This window comes from uncultured Ruegeria sp. (assembly GCF_947489545.1).
GTDB lineage: Bacteria > Pseudomonadota > Alphaproteobacteria > Rhodobacterales > Rhodobacteraceae > Ruegeria.
The window spans coordinates 21,188-27,869 of the sequence record NZ_CANLDZ010000035.1 but is presented as its reverse complement, the minus strand read 5'-3'; the positions used below and the strand labels follow the sequence as shown (position 1 = coordinate 27,869).

At 54.7% G+C, this 6,682-nt stretch carries 9 protein-coding genes; 8 read left to right on the top strand and 1 reads right to left on the bottom strand.

Going from position 1 to position 6,682, the window contains the following annotated elements:
• Window positions 1–558: cold shock domain-containing protein (locus Q1B13_RS25280; protein WP_299085501.1), on the top strand; the 558-nt coding region annotated here is incomplete at its 5' end.
• An 85-nt stretch (window positions 559–643) separates the two neighbouring features.
• Here the strand turns inward: Q1B13_RS25280 and Q1B13_RS25275 are convergent.
• Window positions 644–1,012, bottom strand: coding sequence for a hypothetical protein (locus tag Q1B13_RS25275; RefSeq protein WP_299085499.1), 369 nt, complete (start codon window positions 1,010–1,012; stop codon window positions 644–646).
• Window positions 1,013–1,605: 593 nt separating this feature from the next.
• Here Q1B13_RS25275 and Q1B13_RS25270 point away from each other — a divergent pair.
• The 7 genes from Q1B13_RS25270 to Q1B13_RS25240 all read left to right on the top strand — a co-directional run bounded on the left by Q1B13_RS25270 (window position 1,606) and on the right by Q1B13_RS25240 (window position 6,650).
• A complete protein-coding gene (locus Q1B13_RS25270; protein WP_299085497.1) occupies window positions 1,606–2,343 on the top strand; it encodes a Crp/Fnr family transcriptional regulator in 738 nt (245 codons plus the stop codon).
• 75 nt (window positions 2,344–2,418) lie between these two features.
• A complete protein-coding gene (locus tag Q1B13_RS25265) occupies window positions 2,419–3,054 on the top strand; it encodes an RNA polymerase sigma factor (RefSeq protein WP_299085495.1) in 636 nt (211 codons plus the stop codon).
• A 3-nt stretch (window positions 3,055–3,057) separates the two neighbouring features.
• Window positions 3,058–3,348 carry a RebB family R body protein gene (locus Q1B13_RS25260; protein ID WP_299085493.1) on the top strand — a complete coding sequence of 97 codons (291 nt, stop codon included), beginning with the start codon at window positions 3,058–3,060 and terminating at the stop codon, window positions 3,346–3,348.
• A 23-nt stretch (window positions 3,349–3,371) separates the two neighbouring features.
• Window positions 3,372–4,229, top strand: a complete 858-nt coding sequence (locus Q1B13_RS25255) for a hypothetical protein (RefSeq protein WP_299085491.1) — start codon at window positions 3,372–3,374, stop codon at window positions 4,227–4,229.
• A gap of 26 nt (window positions 4,230–4,255) precedes the next feature.
• Window positions 4,256–5,680, top strand: a complete 1,425-nt coding sequence (locus Q1B13_RS25250; protein ID WP_299085489.1) for a hypothetical protein — start codon at window positions 4,256–4,258, stop codon at window positions 5,678–5,680.
• Between the two features lie 29 nt (window positions 5,681–5,709).
• Window positions 5,710–6,015 carry a hypothetical protein gene (locus tag Q1B13_RS25245; protein ID WP_299085487.1) on the top strand — a complete coding sequence of 102 codons (306 nt, stop codon included), beginning with the start codon at window positions 5,710–5,712 and terminating at the stop codon, window positions 6,013–6,015.
• On the top strand, window positions 6,012–6,650 hold the full coding sequence (locus tag Q1B13_RS25240; RefSeq protein ID WP_299085486.1) for a hypothetical protein: 639 nt from the start codon (window positions 6,012–6,014) through the stop codon (window positions 6,648–6,650). The genes Q1B13_RS25245 and Q1B13_RS25240 overlap by 4 nt, the downstream gene beginning before the upstream one ends.
• The last annotated feature ends 32 nt before the right edge of the window (window positions 6,651–6,682 follow it).

The following is a 6,682-nucleotide window of genomic DNA, read 5'->3' as shown; positions in this document are numbered from 1 at the left end:
GGTAAGCCTGTGAAACTTGTAACGTTAGAAGGTAATTTGGTTTTGGACGGATCAACAATAGGTGGGCATGCCACACTGCGGCATATTGAGGGAACTTTGAAATGGTTCTCGGCCAAGAAAGGATACGGTTTTGTGACCTGCAATGTGTCGGGAGAGGATGCCTTAATGCATCAGAACGCGCTGCATGATTTTGGCCAGACCTCAATCGCAAACGGCTGCACACTAGAGGCATTGGCAAGTGTCAAACAGAGAGGGCTTCAAATCGTTGAGATCCTGAGCATCCGGTCGGAGGCTTCCTCGACAGCCCCGCACAACAAGCAAATTGAACTCCAACCGATCAAGCCGGCTTCAATACTGCCTGCAAGGGTCAGGTGGTTCTGCAAGGAAAAGAACTACGGCTTCGTCAATGTCTTCGATGACAACAGAGACTGTTTCTTGCACACAAACGTACTTGAGAAAGCTGGACTCGGATCGGTGGATGTCGGAGAAGCACTATGCGTCGAAGTGATCGACCGGTCTGGCGGACGAGTTGTCGTCTCAGTTCGACCCTGGACCTGAGTCAGCTTCCGCTGGATAGTCGTTCAGAAGGATTAGGTATTCGCCTTCAAATTGCGGATAGCGATAATTCCACCCTGACAATTATCTATTGGGTATTGCCAAGTTGCTTGCTTGGATGCGCCGCCGCATCTTCGCCAAACCCCCACGTTGACCCAGCAGGACCGGCCCAAACCTGTCGTTTGATCACGTTGGAGTTCGCTTCGCTGCGGCCCGTTAGCGGAGGCATTCGCTGCAAGCGCAAAAGTGAGAATTGGATACAAGTCTGAAACGCCGGGTTTACTGCCGTTGGCTGCGCCTGCAATCTGTTGGTCATGCCACAAAGCGGCCAAACGTCATGGTCTTTGTTCAACTCCTGAATCGCGCCACAAGGATGGATCTGTAGTTTTTCAGTGCGCGTGACTTCGATTTCAGGAGAAAGGGATTTCGGCACACCTGACGAAAGCCCTGTAATCATCCGGGCACCGCAGCAGGCCATAGAGGCAGCACACCAGAATGCGAACGGCTGGCCTATGGAAAACTACCGGTCCCGGTCGTCAGAGCGGCCCTGGCATAGACTGTTACGGTCCAAGGTGCCCCATACCAGGGTTATGGCGCCCAGCGTTATAAAGTGAATTTAGCAGAAGTCAGGAATCGGCAAGCATCAATGGTACGAGAACTGTCTAAGCGTCGTTTGAATCGCATGCATCCAGCTCTGGATCAGACAATTTTTAGCGTGGCCTAGACATTTGCAGATTGAAAATAGTAATGGTCTTAAACAATTATAACGGTACTTGAAAACCGCAAGGTAGAGGGATGGGGCAGCAACTTAACAAGGAGATGCCATCCTAGCACCCATAAATAAACGTTTCATCTTCACGCCGAACGCACTTTTAAGTAGAAGTAGCCGCTCGGAAAACGAGATTTTCGAGATCTGCGCGGCTTTCCATGTGCAAGTTATTAACTTAATTGAGTTTTTGTTTCATTACTCAAGGTCGTGAATCTGATCAATAGACATTAAAGCCGACGAGCGTCGCTTGTATTTTTTCCTTGGGCAGAGAAGAAATCCCGGTGGTGGCGACCGTCCTGAACTGGTTTGCCAGATTGCCCTACGTCGCTCTTGAAACGATTCTGTACTACCTGCGCCGAAGCCCCGTACTACGTGCTCTTCCGGCGGCGACTGCAAAGGCGTTGGCTGGTCGTGCGCATCTTCGCTGTTATCAGACAAAGAAACTCGTATATGCCGAAGGTGATCCGTCCGATACGATCCGTTTGGTTGCGAACGGATCGGTCGACAAGGTTCTTGTTGGGGAAAACGGACGCGAAGTCGTTTTGCGCAGTTTCCGGGCACCGGACATATTTGGCCTTGCGGATGTAGAAAATCACCGCCCCCGACAGGCAACATGTATTTGTGCGGAAAGAACTACCATTGTTGAGCTTGCGGCCCGAGACTGTCACATCATTCTCAACCTCACTCAACTGCAGGGCCCTTTGCTGGATAGGGCGCGTAAGGATGTCAGACATCTGGAGGAGATGCTGCGGCGGCTGGCTATTCTGAGCCTGGAACATCGGGTGGCATTCTATCTAAAAGACCAGCTGGGCCCAGCAGAGCGGATTTCGGGTCAAAGGGTCGAGATTAAGGTTACCGAAACCCAACGTAGGATTGCGGCCAAGGTAAATGCCACTCGCACTCGAGTGAACATCACACTTCAAAACTGGGTTAAGGCAGGCGACATAACATATTGCGACAACCGGGTTGTCATCAATGACCCGCGACAGTTTTGGAAGCGCTACTTCACAGACAGCTAAATACCTTTCGCGGTTACGTAGGTAACTGACCCGTTTCGGGTGTTAGTACCACTCTGCCTCAGAGCGGAGGCGGACATGATCAAACAGCCAACTGATAACTGTAGCCCACCTTGTCGCGAGTGCTTCTTACAGGTTGAAGCGACTTGGCGAAAAAGTCATCGCGCATTCCTTCGGCGATCGCGGCACTATGCTCATGGGGATCGGGATCTCGCGGAATCGTTCCTGTCCCGCGCAACGCTTAAGATTTTGCACTTCGCCGCCAGATCAGACCGCCAGATCGAGAACGTCGAGGCTTTGTTCTACGTCTCAATAAAGCACATCGCAGCAGATCACTGGCGTAAGAATGCGCGACACAATCAACAACGACAAGCGCTAGAGTTCGAGTGGCCGGCCGACACCTTGCACGACACGCTGGATACCCTGATCGCCGCCAATGACTTGCTGCAGGTGGCGCGTGCAAGCACGCTTTTGACCCGACCGTTGCGTCAGCTTTTGGACATGCACGTCGTAAAGGGCCTTAGCTACCGAGAGATATCGGCCTCATTGAACATATCAGAACCTCTCGCACGAAAGCGCATGCAGTTGGCGCGCCGCAGGTTGCGCAGCCTGACCCAAAACATCGCTGAAGCAGAGAAGGTTGCGACAAAAGTTCACGTCTCACCAAGTGGCGCGTCAAAACCTTTGAACAACACATTTCCAGAGCAGGGTTAGACGATGCCAGATAGCAACCCGAAAATACCTGTAAACTCACAAATCACAGATGCGGTGACACAGACCAATGTCAATGTTGTCGCCTCTTCACCGGCTGAGGCCCTTGGCGTTCTGTACCAGATGGCAACCCATTCGGCGGGGCTGTCGATGCAGAACTCGGTGTCGAGCCAGCAGAACCTGAACCAGATAGCTAATGCGGTTGTGGCAACAGCCGTGCGCGAGATTCTTGCGATCTCGCCCAGTGGCACAACCGAAAGCAGCACAAAGTCCACCTCTACCTCGGGTACTGAGTAAGCCTTTGATCAGGGAGTCTGCGCATGTCCATATTTTCCAAGAAAAAACCCGACCAAACACCCGAACAGGAGCATTCGGATGATGCGGCCGAAGGTGCTTCCGGTGGCTTGGCCAACAAGCTCAAGGACGAGTTTGAAACAATTGAGAAGAACCTTCTGGATAAGATTGAAGACCCTGCCAAGCAGGCTTTTGATAAGGCCAAGGACAGCATCGAATTCGATCTGATGGAAGGCGAAACTGCCGTAAAAGAAGCAGGCGACCACGTCAAGACTGCTGAAGAAACCGCAGGCTCGACGCTTAAGGATGAACTGGAGATCGTTGAAGAAGCTCTTGACCAGCTGGATACAGGTGAACAATCTGCGCCATCTCATAAATCACCCCTGTCCCGTTACCGTGATCTGCAATTTGCGCAAGCCTCGGTCAATCTTGCATCCACGCCGAAAGAGGGTGCGCCTGCTGTTGGGGGCGGTCCGACGTCGCCCCCCGTTGGAACGCCTTCCCTGAACGACACGGCGACGCAATCGGTGCAGTTCTCGAACGCGGAAACCGCTGGGTATGCGCCCGCAATGATCACTACCCCAACGGATCAGATGATCGGACAGGCCGCAGGTTTGGCAGCGCAGGCGTCGGCCCAGTATTTCGACAGCATGACCAAGGTGGTCATGGCAGCGCAGTCGGTGATCGTGAAGAAGCTGGCTCAGGATGTGGCCGACGGCAACGAAGGCGAGGCCGCACTGGATGGTCTGGTTCTGGCCGAAACCGAAATCCTGCTGGCCGGCGCCATGGCCGTTGCCGCCGCCGGAGGGGCGATGGAGGCAGAGGCCGCCAGCTTTGGCATCTCAAAAATCAACAGCAGTCTCTCGGGCAAGAAGGCACCGTAAAGTTTTGACAACAGGAGAATAACTGCATGTCTTTTCCAGCCAAAAACAACCTTTCCCAATGGCGCGTCGGCACCGATTTCGGCGCAACCCGCGCCGCCATCCGTCAGATCGACAGCGTCTATCTGGGCCGCATTCTGGACACGACTTTCAAACAGAGCGGGTCACTTTTCACTGTCGGCAAAACCATGCAGGACATCTGCACCGAGGCCGCAAACGTTGTTGCACAAGTGGACGCCAACGACGTGAATAACTTCGGAGAGTACAAGTTTGCCAACGACAGCTCGCTATGGGCTGGATGGGACAATGATGGGCGTGGTGGCAGCAAACCGGTGCTGGAACAGATGCGCGGTCTTGCCCGGCTGCGTATCTACCGTGGCGACACGCTTGAGAACCCACTCGCCATTGGCGATTTCCTTCGATTCTTCGCGGATCTGTTTGAGGCTTACAAACACACAACCGGTGACGCCGGAAAAGCGCTGAGCCAGTGGCTGGAGACCTTACAGAATCCTGCCGCGTTCAACAAAACCACCAATCGCATCCGGGTTCGGCGCAGGGACATTCTGGAGCAATGGCCGGATGTAGGTGCCGCGCACTGGTATCTGCCACCCGAAGATGTGCTGGGCGCGATCGACCGCCTGTTTGGGTATTATGAGGTCGGCGATATCTCGGGGTCGACGACCGACGCGCTTGGCGCGCTGGCAATCCTAATGACCTGCGACAGCAAAAAACTGGGCACCGCAGATGCGGCAAAGCCCAAAGTCGTTACATTGGCGAATGACGGGCGCGCCTTTTGCGCCTTTGCCGGGATGGTCATCCAGATGCACCATTCGCTGCCCGAAACGATGATGGCCATCAACCTGATCCCCCCCGCATCTTTGCCCGACAACCCGAAGATCAGCCGGATCTATTCGCCGATGCTGACCAATGCTGACCTTGCGGAGATCAATGCAGATTACACCGCCTGGCAGCTAGCGCGGAATATCGCGCTTGCGCCACCGGCCGGGCCAGAGGCCGAAACAGCCTATACGCTGATATCCCTGCAAGACGTGTATCAGATGCCGAATGCGCCCAGCGAAAGTCATGAGTTCGGGGTGGTCGCCGCCTTTGACATCAGCGGCGGCGCGATTGCCAACAACAACAACAATTCCGCAATTTTCGGAGCCGGCTTTTACAACGCGATCGTCACCGGCCTGATGAACCCGGGCCCCGGCCCCGCAATAACGCTTGAACGCCTGTCGCGCAGCGTATTGGCGGGCGGACCACAACAGGTCATTCTGAGCAATTTCAACCCACCCATAGCCCCTGACCGGATCAAGACCAGTGTTGTCAAAGCCATTTCCGGTGGGATGAACATCAAAGAGGCCGCGCTGGGTGGCGTCACGAACTACGTCAATGCGACTCAGCTGTTCATCGATCCGCTTTACGGCGCCATCGATGCTGTGCCCGCCTAAACGTCAATCAGCCCTAAAAGGAGAATGCTATGGACCAAGAAATTCACAGAATCCGCAGTGATATTGAACAAATTCTGGGCCAGGTTCTTGCCGACTGGGCGCAAACGTTAAGTATCCCCGGCGATGACATACCGCCCGAGTTCTCGGACCTCGCATGCGAGTTGAGCGTCGCGCGCCATGCCATGATCAAAGCCACAAAACTGATCGAACAAGAGGTCTTTGAAGCCGATATCGAGGTGGAAGATCCCGATGATGAGGTGTTGCGCACCATCAAGATCGACGTCGAAGAAAAAGACGTAAAGCGCAAACGCCCAACCAAGGGGCGCAAGAAATGAACCCTTGGGATGAAAACGCCGCAAAGGTGCTGGAAATCGGTCGCGTCTGGCTGGGCCGAGAGCTGCGGGACGACGAGCGCCAGCAATTGCTGGACTGGGCGCGGACCGCACATCTGGGCCCGCAGCCTCAAACCCCCACTTTGTCCCAGCCTCCGCCCGGCGGGATGCTTGCGCAGGCCGAAGCGGTCATCGCCCAGGGTCAGCGCGATGCGCAGGCGGCGATCACCAATTCCCTACGTGCGGCACGGCAGATCGAAAACACCCGAACAGGGGGCGGCCCTCTTCCCCCTGAGCAAGAAGCGCATCTGACTCAGGAAATGCTCGAGGCCGTCAAACAAGCCGCTGAGCTGGAATTCTCGTCATCTCGCACAGCTCAACCTTCGGCCCAGCGGCAATCACGGCGCAACCTGGACGGCTTCTTGGAAGAACTGACAAAGGTGATCGTCGTAGAGGTAGAGGCAAAAGTCGCTTCACAACTGCGCGACGCCGCAGAAGTTGCCGAAGGACATATTGAAAAGATCGCCCACCGCCAGGCCGAAAAGCTGGAGAAGTTTATCAAAGCGATGCGGGACGACATCCAAAAGGACGTCTCGGCCGCCATCGAACAGGCCGTCGCAAAGAAGATCGGAAAATAGTCGCGTTTGTTCACAGTTCTGCCTGTGATGCG